Origin of the sequence: Pseudomonas juntendi (assembly GCF_009932375.1) — a bacterium.
GTDB lineage: Bacteria > Pseudomonadota > Gammaproteobacteria > Pseudomonadales > Pseudomonadaceae > Aquipseudomonas > Aquipseudomonas juntendi.
Genome location: NZ_BLJG01000176.1, coordinates 1 through 14819, shown reverse-complemented (window position 1 = coordinate 14819; position 14819 = coordinate 1). Strand labels below are relative to the sequence as shown.

Below are 14819 nucleotides of genomic sequence, written 5' to 3'. Positions count from 1 at the left end.
GCGCTCAATCTCACAGGCACTGAAGATGCAGCGGCTACCCTTGCCAGGAACCATAGAATCTCCCACAGGGGACTGCACAGGCTTTGAGCTCTGCGGTATTCCTGTGAGAGATCACACGGCCCTACGGGTCGCGCGGTCGCGCAGAGAACTCGATCCATAAGCCCGGCGCGGCCCTGTGGGAGCGGGCGTGCCCGCGAACACCGGCGCAGCCGGTGCCATGTACCGCGCTGGATGCTTCGCGGGCGCGCCCGCTCCCACAGGGGACGCGGTGCACCCGGCGCTGCACGAAAGCCAGGCAAAAAAAGGGGCGCCGACCAAGCGCCCCATAAGCCGTAAAGCACACAACAAATTCAGTTGGCGTCCACTAGCGCCATCGCCTCGGCACTGCACGCTTCGATCCGCGCCCAATCGCCATTCTTGATCCAGCTGCTGTCGAGCATCCAGGTGCCCCCTACACACATCACGTTGGGCAAGGCCATGTAATTGCGCACATTGGCCGGGTTCACACCACCGGTTGGGCAGAAGCGGATATCGCCGAAAGGCCCGCCGAACGCCTTGATCGCCGCCACGCCACCGCTGATTTCCGCAGGGAACAGCTTGAAGCGACGGTAGCCCAGGGCATACCCCAGCATGATTTCAGACGGCGTGCTGATGCCTGGCAGTAGCGGGATCTCGCTGTCCACCCCGGCCTGGAGGAGCTCCGGGGTAATGCCTGGGGTGACGACAAATTGTGCACCTGCGGCTTCAACGGCGGCGAACATACCGCGGTCCAGAACAGTGCCGGCGCCCACGCAGAGCTCCGGGCGCTGCTTGCGCAGTACCTCGATGGCCTTCAGCCCAAGCGGTGAGCGCAAGGTCACTTCGAGGGTACGGATACCGCCAGCAGCCAGTGCGTCAGCCAGCGGCAGGATGTCTTCCTCACGGGCGATGGTGATCACCGGCAGAATGCGCGCCTTTTCGCAAATGGCGTCGATCCGCGCGGCTTTGTCGGCCATCGAGAGCTTGGACTGTGGGCGTTCAAGGGTGGTCATGACTGTGGATCCTTGGCTCATGGGCACCAGTAGATGTCCAGGGGGGCGTGAAGAAAAGCGCGAATCGGCATTTCGGTAAGGTCGTTGCCAGCCAGCGCGGCGCGCAGGGTGGCGAGTTTGCCCTGGCCCTGCACGGCCAGCGCGGTAAAGCCGGCACTGGCCAGCAAAGCGCGGGTCATCGACAGGCGCTGGTGCGGCACGCTGGGCGCCAGCAACGGCAGGCAGCGACGTTGGCCAGCCAGGTCCAGGCCTGCTTCCAAGTTCGGGCTGGCCGGGAACAGCGAAGCGGTATGGCCATCGTCCCCCATGCCCAGCACCAGCACGTCGATCTGCGGCAGCTCGGCCAACGCCTGGTCGGCCATGAGTGCGGCGGCGTCGAGGTTTTCCGCCTGCTGGTACAGGCCAATGAAGCGGGCCTTGGCCGCATTACCCTGGAACAGGTGACGGGCCAGCAGGCCCGCATTGCTGTCGGCGTGCTCTACCGGCACCCAGCGTTCATCGGCCAGGCTGACGGTGACCTTGGCCCAGTCCAGCGCTTCGCTGGCCAGTTTTTCCAGGAAGGGCACCGGGCTGCGGCCACCGGACAACACCACGCAGGCCTGCCCCTTGGCAGCGACCGCCGCGCGCAGGCGCTCGGCCACGTCGTGGGCCTGAGTGGCGGCCAGCGCCTCGGCGTTTGCCAACTCGTGTACGTTCACGACCGCTGGCAGTTTCAGTTCAGATATCCCCATACCACGCCCTCCCATCGCGTGTGATCAGTGCAATCGAGCTCATCGGCCCCCAGGAGCCGGCCGCGTAAGGCTTGGGCGCATCGCCCGCATTACGCCAGCCGGCGATCAACTGGTCGCACCACTTCCAGGCATACTCGATTTCATCCTTGCGCACGAACAGGTTCTGGTTGCCGCGCATCACTTCGAGCAATAGCCGCTCGTAGGCATCCGGAATCCGCGCACTGCGCCAGGTATCGGAAAAATTCAGTTGCAGCGGGCCACTGCGCAGTTGCATGCCCTTGTCCAGCCCCTGCTCCTTGGTCATCACCCGCAACGAAATGCCTTCATCCGGCTGCAGGCGGATGATCAGCTTGTTGCCCACCTGCAAACGCTGTTCCGGGGCGAAGATGTAGTGCGGGGTTTCCTTGAAGTGGATAACGATCTGCGACAGCTTCTGCGGCATGCGCTTGCCGGTGCGCAGGTAGAACGGCACGCCCGACCAACGCCAGTTGCGAATGTCGGCACGCAGGGCGACGAAGGTTTCGGTATCGCTCTGCGCGTTGGCATTGTCTTCTTCCAGGTAGCCCGGTACCGGCTTGCCGTCGCTGTAGCCGGCAATGTACTGGCCACGCACCACGCGGGTGCTCAGGGCGTCGCCCGTGATCGGTGCCAGTGCCTTCAACACCTTCACCTTTTCGTCGCGGATGGCATCGGCAGACAAGTCGCTGGGCGGGTCCATGGCGATCAGGCACAGCAGCTGCAGCAAGTGGTTCTGAATCATGTCGCGCAGTTGCCCGGCCTTGTCGAAGTAGCCCCAGCGGCCTTCGATACCGACCTTTTCGGCAACGGTGATCTCCACATGGGAGATGGAGTTCTGGTTCCACTGGGTTTCGAACAGGCTGTTGGCAAACCGCAGGGCAATGAGGTTCTGCACGGTCTCCTTGCCCAGGTAGTGGTCGATACGGTAGACCCGGCTTTCCGGGAAGAACCGGGCGACAGCGTCGTTGACCCGGCGTGACGACTCCAGGTCGTGGCCAATGGGTTTTTCCAGCACTACCCGGGTGCGCGCCACCAGGCCGGCCTTGTCGAGGTTCTCGCAAATGGCACCGTATACAGCCGCGGCGGTGGCAAAGTAGGCGATCAACGGCAGCTCGCCGGGCAACTGCTCGGCCAGCGCCTGATAGCCTTCAGGCTGCAGGAAGTCCAGGTGCAGGTAGCTCAGCCGGGCGAGGAAGCGCCCCAGTGCAGCCGGCTCGATATCGGCCTCGGGCACATGCCGGCGCAGGTGCGCTTCGATGTGATCCAGGTGCGCCTGCGCACTGCCGGCCTCACGCGCCAGCGCCAGCAGACGGGTGTCCGGGTGCAACAGATTGGCGCGGTCGAGTTGGTACAGCGCAGGAAACAGCTTGCGCAGCGCCAGGTCGCCGAGGGCGCCAAACAGGGCAAAGGTGCAAGGTTCGACACTGATTGCAGCCATGATGTTGGTTCTTTCCTAAAGTTGGTCTAGGAATACCGCTTTCACATACGGTTTTCAAGGGGAAATGTAGTAAAAACCACAACATTACACACAAGTGTTACAGACAAGTGGTACACCAACCGCACCGACAGTACGATAGACGACCGTGCAAAAAGCCTGCTGCTCCCACAGCCGGCTGTCTTCCCGACCCAAGGACATACCCATGGACCGCGTGCGAAACCTCCTGGAACAGATCCAGGGACGCCTCGACGAGCTGAACAAGGCCGAACGCAAAGTCGCCGAAGTCATCCTGCTCAACCCGCAACAAGCCACCCGTTTCAGCATCGCTGCGCTGGCCCAGGCGGCAAAGGTCAGCGAGCCGACCGTCAACCGTTTCTGCCGCTCGTTCGGCGTCAGCGGCTACCCCGAGCTCAAGCTGCAACTGGCACAGAGCCTGGCCAGCGGCGCCGCCTATGTCAGCCGCGCAGTAGAGGCCGACGATGACCCGGCGGCCTATACCCAGAAAATCTTCGCCAGCGCCATTGCCTCACTCGACAGTGCCTGCCAGCAACTGGACCCGATGCAGGTCAGCCGTGCCGTGGACATGATGATCCAGGCCCGGCAAATCCACTTTTTCGGCCTTGGCGCCTCCGCCCCGGTGGCTCTCGATGCACAGCACAAGTTCTTCCGCTTCAACCTGGCAGTATCGGCCCATGCCGACGTGCTGATGCAGCGCATGCTGGCCTCGGTGGCCCACACCGGTGACCTGTTCGTGATCATTTCCTACACCGGGCGCACCCGCGAACTGGTCGATGTGGCACGCCTGGCCCGCGAAAACGGTGCCTCGGTACTGGGCCTGACTGCCGCCGGCTCGCCCCTGGCCAACGCCTGCAGCCTGAGCCTGCATATCCCGCTGCCCGAAGACACCGACATCTACATGCCAATGACCTCGCGCATCATTCAGCTGACCGTGCTCGATGTCCTGGCTACCGGCATGACCCTGCGCCGTGGCGTGGATTTCCAGCCGCACCTGCGCAAGATCAAGGAAAGCCTGAACGCCAGCCGCTACCCGATAGAGGACGACGAACTCAACTGAGCCGGTGCGCCTGCAAACGCAGGTGGGCACGCTGCCCCGGCGCCAGGCTCAGGCCCTCGCCGCTGCCACTGGCCGCCTCGACGCAGACAAAGCCCTGGCATTCCCGCCCGGTCACGCCCATCAACGGGCGATTGCCCGGGTGCCAGACCACCGTGTCGTCGCTGTCGCCCGTGTCGATGCACAGCTCGCGCTGCCAAGCCGGGTCCTGCAGTTGTACCCGGGGCGTGCCCGGGTAGACCTTCTGGCAGCCGCCCTTTAGCTTCAGCGCACCGCCCTCGCGGCAGGCCTGACGGTTGAGCCGGTCATAACCCTGGATATCCTCCAGCCCAGACAGCGCTATCTCGGAAACGTGACTGATACGCCAGTAGGCCAGCAAGGCATGGCTCAACTGGCAGGGTTGGCTGTCCTGGTGCTCGGTGCTCAGGCTCAGCTCCATGCGGCTGCCCAACCGGGCATGCAGGTCGACCTGCCAGTCGCACAGGTTCAGCTGCCACTTCAGGCTTACGCCCTCCTCGTCCTCGCGGCTGTCCACCAGCTTCCAGTCCAGCAACCGCGCCCAGCCATGCGCCGGCCACAGGTCTTCGCTGGGGTGGCGGCCATACCACGGCCAGCACACCGGCACACCACCGCGTATCGCCCCCACTTGCGGCCACTGCTCGGCGCACCACAGCCAAGGCCGCTCGCCCGCCGGCTGAAAATGCAGCAGTTGCGCGCCCTGGCGGCTGAACACCGCCTGGCAACGGGGGTGGTCGATGATCAGTACATCGCGCTGCTGGTAACGCTCCCACTCGAATGTCGGCCGCGGCCGCTGCGAGGTGAAGAAGCGATGGAGCGGATGTTCAGGCATGGGTCAGAGCTCTTTTTGTTTGAGGTAGCGCTGTCTCGGCCTATCCCCAACACCCACTGCAGGGCAGTGGGTGCCGGGCGCCGAAAATGGATTGGCGTAAATTTACAACAATTGCCCTCAGAATGACGACTGAATCTTCAAGCCGGCGACCAGCGCATTGTCCACCTGGTCAACCCCACCCGGGCTCTTGATGTACTGCAGGTTGGGCCGCACGGTCAGCCAGTTGGTGACGTGGAAGCCGTAGTACAGCTCGGCGTTGTACTCGGTGCGCTGCAATGGCATGAAGCCTGGGTTGTCGTAATCGTCGATGCCGTTCTGCGCGTTGATCAGCTCGGCACGCTTCTTCACGTCGTCGTTCACATGGATGCGTGCCACGCCAAAGCCGATGTCATCCTTGGGCCGGGCGTCAAACGCGCCTTTGTACACCAACCCCACCTGCTGGTAGTTGTCGACCACGTTGGTGGCCTTGTCGTGCACGGTGAAGTTGGCGAACAGGCTGAGGCCGCGGTTCACATCCCCGGCATGGGCGGTGACCTGCTGCTGCGCCACCACCCACCAGCCATGCTTGCTGGAGTGCGACTTGAACGCGTTGCCGGTGATACCCTGCGGGTTGCCGTTGACGTCGTCGTAGACATCGTCGGCCTTGGCGGTGCTGTAGTAGTAGCCCAGGCGGTACTCGCCCGGCAGCCCGTTGACCTTGGGTGACCACACCGCCTCTACCGGCAGGATCGCGCCCTTGGTGCCGCTGCCACTGAGTTTGAAGCCGTTGCCGGTTTCCAGGTTGGAGGGGTTCTGCTCGAAGGCACCGACCTGCACGAAGAAGTCCGGGGTGATGTTGTACTTCACCCGCAGCGCCCACTGGCTGACCGGCCAGTTGTACCAGATGCCGCCTACCCAGTTGCCCACCTGCGAGCCGCAGAAGGCCAGGTTCTGGAAGTCGCACGGGAAGCTGTTGAAATCCTCACCCGGGCCGTAGCGGCCGACTTTCACATCCAGTGCGCCGTCGAAGTACTTCTGCTTGACCCACATCTGGGTCAGGCGCCAGGTCTGGCCGCGCCCCCACACCTCCTGCACCGAGCTGAACTGCCCGGCGCGCGGGTCGCTGATGCGGTCGTTGGACAGGTTACGACCGCTACGCTCGGTGATCGCCAGCTTGAATTCGGCATCGTGCCAGCCAAAGATCTTTTGCAGGTCCAGGTGCGCGCCAAGGGCGAACTGGTCGCTGTAGCGCGCGGTTTTGTCGTCGTTGTAGCCGCCATGCAGGTTACCGGCCACTTCACCCACGTAATCGAGGGTGAAATCGTAGCCCTTGTCCAGCAGCTCGGTACGGGTGCCGCCCCAGTCGCCGGTCATCCACTTCGATTCGCTGGAAAATGCCTCGGCAGCTTGTGCACTGGCGCTGCCAACCACGGCGAGCAATGCCAGCGACCCCAATGTCTTGATACGTTTGCGCTGTTCCATCCCTTTGCGTCCTCTTTTTCTTATTGATGATGTAGACGAATTAACGGCCTTTGAAGTGAGCCACGTTGTCCTTGGTGGCTGCGGCAGTGCTGGCCAGGTGCAGCCGCTCGCCGCTGTTGGCGTCGAACAGCAGCACCCGCGCCGGGTCCAGTTGCAGGTTGAGGTTGTCGCCAACCTGGCAGGCCACATCGGGCGCCAGCCGGCAGCACACCTTGGCCTGGTTGAGGGTGACGAACACCAGCAGGTCCGGCCCGGTGGGTTCGGTGACCTGCACTTCGGCACGAATGGCCGGCAGGCCGTTGCCCTCGCTGGCCCCCAGGGCGATCTGCTCAGGGCGGATGCCCAGCAGGATTTCACGGCCATCCTGTTCATTGGCGGCCAGCCCCAAGGGCAGCTCGCAGCGCGCCTGGCCGCTGTCGAGCAGCGCCAGCAGGCGGCCATCCTGTTGCTTGAGGCGGGCCGGAATGAAGTTCATTGGCGGCGAGCCGATGAAGCTGGCGACAAACTGGTTGGCCGGGTCGTTGTAGATCTGTTGCGGGGTACCGAACTGCTGGATGATGCCATCTTTCATCACCGCAACCTTGTCGCCCAGGGTCATGGCCTCGATCTGGTCATGGGTGACGTACACGGTGGTGGTCTTCAGGCGCTGGTGCATCAGCTTCATTTCGGTACGCATCTCGACCCGCAGCTTGGCGTCCAGGTTGGACAGCGGCTCGTCGAACAGGTAGATCTTCGGCCGCCGCGCCAGCGCCCGGCCCATGGCCACGCGCTGCTGCTGGCCGCCCGACAGCTGCGCCGGTTTGCGCGCCAGCAGGTGCTCGATCTGCAGCAGCTTGGCCACCCGCGCCACCTCTTCATCGATTGCCGCCTGCGGCAGCTTGCGGATTTTCAGGCCAAATTCGATGTTTTCGCGCACGCTCATGGTCGGGTACAGCGCATAGGACTGAAACACCATGGCGATGTCGCGGTCCTTGGGGCTCATGCCACTGACGTCCTGCCCGTCGATGAGAATGGCCCCGCCGGTGATCTGCTCCAGGCCGGCGATGCAGTTCATCAGGGTCGATTTGCCACAGCCCGACGGGCCAACCAGGATCAGGAACTCGCCGTCGCTGATCGACAGCTGGATGTCCTTGAGGGTATCGGGCAGGCCGGTGCCGTAGGTCTTGTTTACATTGCGCAGTTCGAGCGTTGCCATGACTTACCCCTTGACTGCGCCGGCCGTCAGCCCGCGCACGAAATATTTGCCTGCCACCACGTAGACCAGCAGGGTTGGAAGGCCGGCGATCATCGCCGCCGCCATGTCGACGTTGTATTCCTTGGCGCCGGTGCTGGTGTTCACCAGGTTGTTCAGGGCCACGGTGATCGGTTGCGAGTCGCCGCTGGAAAACACCACGCCGAACAGGAAATCGTTCCAGATCTGGGTGAACTGCCAGATCAGGCAGACCATGATGATCGGCGTCGACATCGGCAGGATGATGCGGCGGAAAATGGTGAAGAACCCGGCGCCATCCAGGCGCGCCGCCTTGACCAGCGCATCCGGGATACTCACGTAGAAGTTGCGGAAGAACAGGGTGGTGAAGGCCAGCCCGTAGACCACGTGCACCAGCACCAAACCACTGGTGGTACTGGCCAGGCCAAGCTTGCCGAGGGTGAACGAGGCCGGCAGCAACACTGTCTGGAATGGCAGGAAGCAGCCGAACAGCAGCAGCCCGAAGAACAGCTGCGACCCGCGGAAGCGCCACATCGACAGCACATAGCCGTTCAACGCGCCGATGGCGGTGGAGATCAGCACCGCCGGCACGGTGATCATGATCGAGTTCCAGAAGTAACCGCTGACCGTGCCCCAGGCCTTGACCCAGCCAATGCCGGTGATCACTGCGGGCCAGCTCAGCAGGTTGCCGGTGCTGATGTCTTCCGGGGTTTTGAAGCTGGTCAGCAGCATCACCACCAGCGGCACCAGGTACAGCAGCACGGCAATCAGCAACACGCCATGGATGGCGATACGGCCAAGGCTCAGCGCCGGTTTTTCGGCAGGGCTATTCGATGCGCTATGCATGGCGTTTGCTCCGCAGCTCCGAGTACAGGTAAGGCACGAGGATCGCCAGAATCGCGCCCAGCATCAGGATGGCGCTGGCAGAGCCCATGCCCATCTGGCCGCGGCTGAAGGTGAACGAGTACATGAACATGGCCGGCAGGTCGGATGAGTAACCCGGGCCACCGGCGGTCATCGCCGCCACCAGGTCGAAGCTCTTGATGGCAATGTGCGAAAGAATCATCAGCGCACTGAAAAACACCGGGCGCAGGCTGGGCAGCACCACTGTCCAGTAAATGCGTGGCAGGCTGGCACCGTCGATCTGCGCAGCGCGGATGATGGACTGGTCAACCCCGCGCAGCCCGGCCAGGAACATGGCCATGATGAAGCCCGATGCCTGCCACACGGCGGCGATCACCAGGCAGTACACCACCCGGTCCGGGTCGATCAGCCAGTCCAGCCGAAAACCCTCCCAGCCCCAATCGCGCAGCAGCTTGTCCAGGCCCATGCCAGGGTTGAGCAGCCACTTCCAGGCGGTGCCGGTAACGATCATCGACAGGGCCATGGGGTACAGGTAAATGGTCCGGATAAAACCTTCGCGGCGAATGCGCTGGTCCAGCAATACCGCCAGCAACACGCCAATGGCCAGGCTGATGGCGATGAACAGGCCGCCGAACAGCAGCAGGTTCTTGCTGGCCACCCACCAGCGATCGTTGTCGAACAGCCGGGCATATTGCGCCAGGCCCGCCCACTTGTAGGTGGGCAGGAAGGTCGAGGTGGTGAAGGACAGCACGAATGTCCAGAGGATGTAGCCGTAGAAGCCCACCAGCACAATGAACATGCTCGGTGCCAGCACCAGCTTGGGTAGCCAGCGCTGCAGCGCGTCCAGGGGTGAGGCCCGCAATTGGGCGGTAGTTGTGGTCATGGTTCACCTCAAAGGCGCTGCACTCCGGGTAGGAGCGACCTTGCGTCGCGATGGGCTGCAGCGCAGCCCTGAGGACTCAAGTTCGACACCTACCTGAAAGATCGAGTGCGCAGGTTTGGGGCTGCTGCGCAGCCCATCGCGACGCAAGGCCGCTCCTACAACGGGACCGCGTCAGCCTTTACTGGGCCGCCTTGATGGCCGCCGCCAGCTTCTTCGCCGCATCGGCCGGGTCGGCCTTGGGGTCGTTGATGTAGTTGGTCACTACATCGAAGAACGCGCCCTGCACGGCCAGCGTGGTGGCCATGTTGTGCGCCATGCTTGGCTGCAGGCCGCCCGTCTTGGCGTCGTCGAGGAAGTCCTTGGCGGAGGTTTGCGCGCAGCTGTCGAAGCCATACGTGCCCATGTTGCCGAGCATGTCGTTACGCACCGGAATCGACCCTTTGTTGATGCTGAAGACCTTCTGGAAGTCCTCGCCCAGCACCTTGCGCGCGATGTCCTGCTGCCCGGCGGATGTTCCGGCGTCGTTCTGCTTGAACACCACCAGCGAGTCGATGTTGTACAGGAAGGCCTTGTCAGTGCCGGGGAATGGGACGCACTGGTAATCCTTGCCGGCGGTTTTCTTCGCCAGGGTCCATTCGCTCTTGGCCCAGTCACCCATGATCTGCATGCCGGCCTTGCCGTTGATGACCTTGGCCGCTTCCAGGTTCCAGTCCTGGCCCTTGCCATCCTGGTCCATGTAGGTGGCGACCTTTTTCAGCTCGGTCAGTGCCTTGACCATTTGCGGGCCAGCCAGGGTGGCGCTGTCGAGGTCGACCAGGGCCTTCTTGTAGCCGTCGACGCCCATTACTGCCAGGACCACGTTTTCGAACACGGTGCTGTCCTGCCAAGGCTGGCCGCCATGGGCAAGCGCAATGAAGCCGGCGGCCTTGAGCTTGTCGGCAGCGGCATAGAATTCGTCGAGGGTGGTGGGCGCCTTGTCGATGCCGGCTTTCTTGAAGACTTCGGGGTTGATCCACAGCCAGTTGATACGGTGGATGTTGACCGGCACGGCAACGTAGTCACCGTCGTACTTCACGGTATCGGCGACCTTCTTGTCGAGCAGCGAGTCCCACTTTTCTTCCTTGGCCACGTCCTTGAGCACATCGGCATCGAGCAAGCCGGTGGCTGCCCAGTCCTGGATGTCCGGCCCCTTGATCTGCGCCACACCGGGTGGGTTGCCGGCGACTGCGCGACTCTTGAGTACGGTCATGGCGGTGGCCCCGCCGCCGCCGGCAACGGCGCCGTCCTTCCAGGTGAAACCGTCTTTCTCGACTTGCGCCTTGAGCACATCGACCGCTGCTTTTTCACCGCCAGAGGTCCACCAGTGCACCACCTCTACACTGCCTTTGCTTTCAGCGGCGCTGGCGCCCAGCGGCAGTAAGGAGGCGAGCGAGATAGCAGCGGCGAGACAGAGTTTGGAATTCATCGAAGCACCTTTCTTGTTGTTATGCGTGCAAGTCAAACGCTTGCGTTGCATGGAGTCTAAACAGCGTGCCCGCCCCGTCAGGTAACGAAGCGATGCGTGAATGTCATCATTTGGTTACATTGCTGCCCAGGTTGCTGGCCAGGCTGGGCGCCAGCGGCAAGCCTGGCAGCAGCAGCGCCTGGTAGGCGTGATAGAGGTCGGGCTTGCCCGGCCAGATGGTCCCGGCCGGCCGGTTGTTGCTATCGAGTTCGTGGTGCCAGCTGCCCGCCACAGGGTCGATGAAGTGGTTGGCGATAAACCCCCAGAGGGTGCGGTACCACTGCTCGTAACGGGCCTCGCCGGTACGCTGCAACAAGGCCGCGGCGGCGGCGCACGCTTCGGCGTGCACCCAGTGCAGGCGCGCGTTCACCACCGGGCGGTTGGCCCAGTCCAGCGTGTAGACGAAACCCTCTGCGCCATCGACGTTCCAGGCGTGCTGGCAGGCGGCCTCGAACAACCCGCTGGCACTTTCTGCCAGCCACTGCGGTGCCGGCAGCCCGGCACGTTGCAGGCTGGCCTCCAGGTGCAGCAGCAACCGCGCCCATTCCAGGGCGTGCCCAGGCGTGGTGCCAAAGGGCCGGAAATGATCGGCGGGGTGGTCGTGGTTGTAGTCCGCCACGGGCTGCCAGTGCACGTCGAAGTGTTCGATCACCCGGTAACCGCTACCGGCGGCATGGGTATGGATGATGCGTTCGGCGATACGCAACGCGCGTTGCAGCCACAGCGTGTTGCCGGTGACATCAGCCAGGGCCAGGAACGCCTCGGTCGCATGCATGTTGCTGTTGGCGCCACGGTACGGCTCGGGCAACTGCCAGGCACGGGAGTAAGCCTCTTGCAGGGCACCTTCGGCTTCGCTCCAGAAATGCCGCTCGATCACCTCGGTGGCGTCTGCCAGCAGGCCCCTGGCACTGGCGGCGCCCGCCACCACGGCAGAGCTGGCGGCCAGGGCGACGAAGGCATGCAGGTAGGCGGCCTTGCCGCTGTCCTGCTGGCCATCGGGGTGAGCGAACCAGCCCCCATAGCTGGCATCCTGCATGGCCCCGCGCAGGGCGGCCACGCCGTGCTCGGCGTAGGCCAGGCAGCCTGGAATGCCTTGCAGGTGAGCCAGGGCAAAACAGTGGGTCATGCGCGCCGTGTTCATGGTTTCGGCGCGGGCACCAGCGGCGAGTTGGCCTTTGGCATCCAGGTTGCCGAAGCCGTCCGGGCGTTTCGCGGCTTTGGCAAAGGCCAGCAGCCGCTGGGCCTCGGCCAGGCGCCAGGCCGTATGAGCCGGGGCTTTCAGCCAGCTGGTGGAGGGCAGTAGGTGGGTATTCATGAGCCAGCTTTATCCTTGCCAGTCGTGTGCGAATTCTAGCCAGCGGGGTCGAGGCAGATGTCACGAAGGAGGCTGGGATTGTCACTGGGCAGTGACAATTGAGTAACCTGAGTGCAAACCTTGAAACCCGTGCGGCCCTTGCAGGCAACACGGAAAATCAGTCCATGCCTCGCGGCAGGAACAAGGTTACCCGCAGCCCACCGTCGCGCAGGTTCAGCAAACTCACCTCGCCGCCATGGCTATGGGCAATATTGCGTGCAATCCCCAACCCCAGCCCGTAACCCTGTTGCTGGGCGGCCAGGCGGAAGTGTGGCTCGAACACCTGCTCCAGCTGCTGCTGGGGCACCCCCGGCCCTTGGTCATCCACCTGCAGCACAAAGCCCTCGGCGCTGTCGATGATACGCAGTTGCGCCCGTTCGCCGTACTTGATGGCGTTGTCGATCAGGTTGCCGATGCAGCGCCGCAGGGCCAGAGGTTTGCCCGGGTACGGTGCAAGCGCCTTGCCGTACACAGTGACGCGGCCATCGGCCAGGTAAGGCTCGGCCAGGATATCCAGCACCTGATTGAGGTCGACGGGCTCGATGTTCTCGTGGATGTCGGTGTCCTTCACGCATTGCAGGGCGCCTTTGACCAGCAGCTCCAGCTCGTCCAGGTCCTGGCTGAACTTGGCTTGCAGGCGCTCGTCTTCCAACAGCTCGACACGCAGGCGCAGGCGGGTTATCGGTGTGCGCAGGTCGTGGGATATGGCGCTGAACAACTGGCTGCGTTCGGTCAGGTAACGGCTGATACGTTCGCGCATGCTGTTGAATGCCCGGCTCACCTCGACCACTTCGCTGCCGCCACCTTCCGCCAGCGGCGCCACATCAGCGCCCAGCGACATTTCCCGCGCGGCCCGGGCCAGGCGTTTGAGTGGCCAGCTTTGCCAGTGCACCAACAAGCCGATGAACAGCAACAGCAAGGCCGTGGTCAGCACCATGAACCCCACCTGCTGGCGTGGCAGGCGTTCGGCTTCCAGGCCGGTATACGGCTCGGGCAGCAACGAGGCGATGTACAGCCACTCCCCCTCACCCAGGCGGATCTGCGTGACCAGCACCGGTGGCTTGAGGGGCTCGAGCGTCAGCGAGTAATGCGCCCACGAGCGCGGCAGCTCGTCGAGCTTGAGGCCGCTGTTGAAGATGCGCAGCTCGTCAGGCCCGACGAACTCGACGGAAATTTCCATCTGCGACCCCAGGCGCTCGTGCAACACCTGCTGGAATACATCGATCACCGCCTGCTTGCGCGCCGTGACGGGCAACGCCTGCATGTCCAGCGGGGTAGCATTGAGCGATACGAAAAACCGCGTGCCGCCCATGCTGCGCAACTGGTCGAGCACCAGCGGCCGGTAGGCCACTGGCAACGACCGGAAGTAACTGACGCTGGCGCTCATCGAATGGGCCAGGCTGCTGGCACTGGCCCGCAACCCCTGCAACTGGCTGGCGCGCAGTTGGGAAACCCAGATGATGCTCGACAACCCCTGGGCCAGCAGCACCACCAGCAGGGTCAGCAGCAGCATGCGCCCCAGCAGTGAGCGGGGCAGCAAACGCCAGCGCCGCTCAGGGCGCACAGCAGACATGCGCCGCCAACAGGTAACCGCTGCCGCGCACGGTGCGGATCAGCCGGGGAGGTTTGTCGGTGTCGCGCAGGCGCTGGCGCAGGCGACTGACCGCCATGTCGACGATACGGTCCAGCGGCATCGGCTCGCGGCCGCGGGTGGCGTTGCCGATGGTGTCGCGGTCGAGGATTTGCTGTGGGTGGTCGAGGAACAGCTTGAGCAGTGCGAAGTCGGCACCGGAGAGAATCACCTCCTCACCATCGCGGTGGAACAGCCGGTGGCTGACCGTGTCCAGGCGCCAGTCATCGAAGGCCAGCACCGCGCTCCCCGGCGCCGCCTGGCCAAACTCGGCGCGGCGCAGCAGGGCCTTTAGCCGAGCCTGCAGCTCGCGCGGGCTGAACGGCTTGCCCAGGTAGTCGTCGGCACCCAGCTCCAGGCCGATGACCCGGTCGGCTTCATCGGAACTGGCAGTGAGCATGATGATTGGCACACGCGCCCGGCGCGGATGCTGCCGAACCCAGCGGCACAGGCTGAAACCATCTTCATCGGGCAACATGACATCGAGAATGACCAGGTCGCAGGGGCTGCTTTCCAGCGCGCGGCGAAAGCCCGCGCCGTCGGCTTCGGCATGCACCTGGAAGCCGGAGCGGCTCAAATAGGTTTGCAGCAGTTCACGGATTTCCTGGTCGTCGTCGACCATCAGGATCGATTTGCCGGCAGTGCTCAAGGTGGTCCTTCCTCTTCTTGGTTACAGGTCTTTGCTGCCTGTTTTTATTGGGGCTGCTTTGCAGCCCTTCGCGGGCTTGCCCGCTCCTACAGGGATCGCAGCACCTGTTTGCGAGGGCAATCTC

Annotated in this window: 13 protein-coding genes; 1 reads left to right on the top strand and 12 read right to left on the bottom strand. The window is 63.6% G+C overall.

Features of this window, described 5'->3' with window-relative positions; translation table 11 throughout:
* Positions 1-350: 350 nt before the first annotated feature.
* Genes GYA94_RS20545 through zwf form a run of 3 tightly spaced genes read right to left on the bottom strand, consistent with a single transcriptional unit; the run spans position 351 to position 3218 of the window.
* On the bottom strand, positions 351-1031 hold the full coding sequence (locus GYA94_RS20545) for a bifunctional 4-hydroxy-2-oxoglutarate aldolase/2-dehydro-3-deoxy-phosphogluconate aldolase (RefSeq protein WP_009683413.1): 681 nt from the start codon (positions 1029-1031) through the stop codon (positions 351-353).
* A gap of 17 nt (positions 1032-1048) precedes the next feature.
* On the bottom strand, positions 1049-1762 hold the full coding sequence (gene pgl, locus GYA94_RS20540) for a 6-phosphogluconolactonase (protein ID WP_110679393.1): 714 nt from the start codon (positions 1760-1762) through the stop codon (positions 1049-1051).
* Positions 1749-3218 carry a glucose-6-phosphate dehydrogenase gene (gene zwf, locus GYA94_RS20535; RefSeq protein WP_009683411.1) on the bottom strand — a complete coding sequence of 490 codons (1470 nt, stop codon included), beginning with the start codon at positions 3216-3218 and terminating at the stop codon, positions 1749-1751. Before zwf ends, pgl begins: the two co-directional genes overlap by 14 nt.
* Positions 3219-3429: 211 nt before the next feature.
* Between zwf and hexR the strand changes: the two genes are divergently transcribed.
* Complete coding sequence (hexR, locus tag GYA94_RS20530) at positions 3430-4293, top strand: DNA-binding transcriptional regulator HexR (protein ID WP_172828429.1); 864 nt, start codon at positions 3430-3432, stop codon at positions 4291-4293.
* On the opposite strand, the gene GYA94_RS20525 is transcribed toward hexR, so the two are convergent.
* The 9 genes from GYA94_RS20525 to gltR all read right to left on the bottom strand — a co-directional run bounded on the left by GYA94_RS20525 (position 4286) and on the right by gltR (position 14695).
* Positions 4286-5140, bottom strand: coding sequence for a D-hexose-6-phosphate mutarotase (locus GYA94_RS20525; protein ID WP_161892977.1), 855 nt, complete (start codon positions 5138-5140; stop codon positions 4286-4288). The two genes, hexR and GYA94_RS20525, sit on opposite strands and share 8 nt — an antisense overlap.
* Positions 5141-5257: 117 nt before the next feature.
* A complete protein-coding gene (locus tag GYA94_RS20520; RefSeq protein WP_009683408.1) occupies positions 5258-6601 on the bottom strand; it encodes a carbohydrate porin in 1344 nt (447 codons plus the stop codon).
* A 40-nt stretch (positions 6602-6641) separates the two neighbouring features.
* The gene (locus tag GYA94_RS20515; RefSeq protein WP_110679390.1) at positions 6642-7796 is read right to left on the bottom strand and encodes an ABC transporter ATP-binding protein; all 1155 of its coding nucleotides are present in this window, start codon (positions 7794-7796) and stop codon (positions 6642-6644) included.
* Positions 7797-7799: 3 nt separating this feature from the next.
* Complete coding sequence (locus tag GYA94_RS20510; protein ID WP_009683406.1) at positions 7800-8657, bottom strand: carbohydrate ABC transporter permease; 858 nt, start codon at positions 8655-8657, stop codon at positions 7800-7802.
* A complete protein-coding gene (locus GYA94_RS20505; RefSeq protein WP_009683405.1) occupies positions 8650-9558 on the bottom strand; it encodes a carbohydrate ABC transporter permease in 909 nt (302 codons plus the stop codon). The genes GYA94_RS20510 and GYA94_RS20505 overlap by 8 nt, the downstream gene beginning before the upstream one ends.
* 178 nt (positions 9559-9736) lie before the next feature.
* Complete coding sequence (locus GYA94_RS20500; protein ID WP_161892976.1) at positions 9737-11023, bottom strand: ABC transporter substrate-binding protein; 1287 nt, start codon at positions 11021-11023, stop codon at positions 9737-9739.
* Between the two features lie 106 nt (positions 11024-11129).
* Entirely contained in the window at positions 11130-12377 is a 1248-nt protein-coding gene (locus GYA94_RS20495; RefSeq protein WP_029885494.1) for a D-mannose isomerase, read from the bottom strand.
* A gap of 157 nt (positions 12378-12534) precedes the next feature.
* Positions 12535-13989, bottom strand: coding sequence for an ATP-binding protein (locus GYA94_RS20490; RefSeq protein ID WP_054881599.1), 1455 nt, complete (start codon positions 13987-13989; stop codon positions 12535-12537).
* Positions 13970-14695 carry a two-component system response regulator GltR gene (gene gltR, locus GYA94_RS20485; RefSeq protein ID WP_110679388.1) on the bottom strand — a complete coding sequence of 242 codons (726 nt, stop codon included), beginning with the start codon at positions 14693-14695 and terminating at the stop codon, positions 13970-13972. Before gltR ends, GYA94_RS20490 begins: the two co-directional genes overlap by 20 nt.
* Positions 14696-14819: the final 124 nt, after the last annotated feature.

What these genes read in the sequence shown, in the direction of transcription:
- GYA94_RS20545 (WP_009683413.1), bottom strand. Translation starts at nt 1,031, where the DNA reads ATGACCACCCTTGAACGCCCACAGTCCAAGCTCTCGATGGCCGACAAA.
- pgl (WP_110679393.1), bottom strand. Translation starts at nt 1,762, where the DNA reads ATGGGGATATCTGAACTGAAACTGCCAGCGGTCGTGAACGTACACGAG.
- zwf (WP_009683411.1), bottom strand. Translation starts at nt 3,218, where the DNA reads ATGGCTGCAATCAGTGTCGAACCTTGCACCTTTGCCCTGTTTGGCGCC.
- GYA94_RS20525 (WP_161892977.1), bottom strand. Translation starts at nt 5,140, where the DNA reads ATGCCTGAACATCCGCTCCATCGCTTCTTCACCTCGCAGCGGCCGCGG.
- GYA94_RS20520 (WP_009683408.1), bottom strand. Translation starts at nt 6,601, where the DNA reads ATGGAACAGCGCAAACGTATCAAGACATTGGGGTCGCTGGCATTGCTC.
- GYA94_RS20515 (WP_110679390.1), bottom strand. Translation starts at nt 7,796, where the DNA reads ATGGCAACGCTCGAACTGCGCAATGTAAACAAGACCTACGGCACCGGC.
- GYA94_RS20510 (WP_009683406.1), bottom strand. Translation starts at nt 8,657, where the DNA reads ATGCATAGCGCATCGAATAGCCCTGCCGAAAAACCGGCGCTGAGCCTT.
- GYA94_RS20505 (WP_009683405.1), bottom strand. Translation starts at nt 9,558, where the DNA reads ATGACCACAACTACCGCCCAATTGCGGGCCTCACCCCTGGACGCGCTG.
- GYA94_RS20500 (WP_161892976.1), bottom strand. Translation starts at nt 11,023, where the DNA reads ATGAATTCCAAACTCTGTCTCGCCGCTGCTATCTCGCTCGCCTCCTTA.
- GYA94_RS20495 (WP_029885494.1), bottom strand. Translation starts at nt 12,377, where the DNA reads ATGAATACCCACCTACTGCCCTCCACCAGCTGGCTGAAAGCCCCGGCT.
- GYA94_RS20490 (WP_054881599.1), bottom strand. Translation starts at nt 13,989, where the DNA reads ATGTCTGCTGTGCGCCCTGAGCGGCGCTGGCGTTTGCTGCCCCGCTCA.